Origin of the sequence: Thermus thalpophilus (assembly GCF_022760915.1) — a bacterium.
Taxonomy (GTDB): Bacteria; Deinococcota; Deinococci; order Deinococcales; family Thermaceae; genus Thermus; species Thermus thalpophilus.
Genome location: NZ_JAKTNS010000112.1, coordinates 1 through 567, shown reverse-complemented (window position 1 = coordinate 567; position 567 = coordinate 1). Strand labels below are relative to the sequence as shown.

1 pseudogene is annotated in these 567 nt (G+C 69.1%); it reads right to left on the bottom strand.

What is annotated here, in order from left to right:
* Positions 1-549 (bottom strand): annotated as a pseudogene (locus L0D17_RS13230) (IS4-like element ISTth2 family transposase); the annotation flags it as partial.
* Positions 550-567: the final 18 nt, after the last annotated feature.

Here is a 567-nt window from a genome sequence, read left to right as displayed (position 1 = left end):
TTCCTGGAGCCGCCGCATGAGGGAGAGCCGGTCAAAGCCCCGGTCCAGGAGGAAGAGGGGGACATAGCCCAGGGCCTGGACCTCGCGGCCCAGGCGGTGGAAGAAGGCTTCCTCCACCCGGTTCTGGCTGGGGAAGGGGGAGAGGGAGTGGAGGGCGAAGGCGAACCCCAGGGCTCTCCCCCCCTTGGGGAGGGCGGCCACCAGGACCTGGTGCTTGCCATCCTCCCCTGGGGTCCAGTCCACGAGGAGGGGGAGCAGGTTTCCTTGGGCGAGGCGGGGTGCCAGGAGGGGGAGGAGGTGGGCCGTGAGGGTCCAGGGGTTTTGCAGGGTGGGGTGGTGGAGGAAGCGCCAGAGGCGGTTGAGACGGCTTTGGGCCAGGGTGGGGAGGGGGGTTCTGCGGGCGAGGTCGGAGAGGGTGGGGTCTAGGGGGCCGGAGAGGAGGGCGGAGAGGAAGAGGGCCAGGTTGGTGCGCGCGGGTTTCCTGAGGGACCGGAAGACCGTGTGGACCCAGGTTGTGGTAGCCTGCAGGAGGGGGGTTTTGGTTGGCATACCTTACCAACCCCCCTC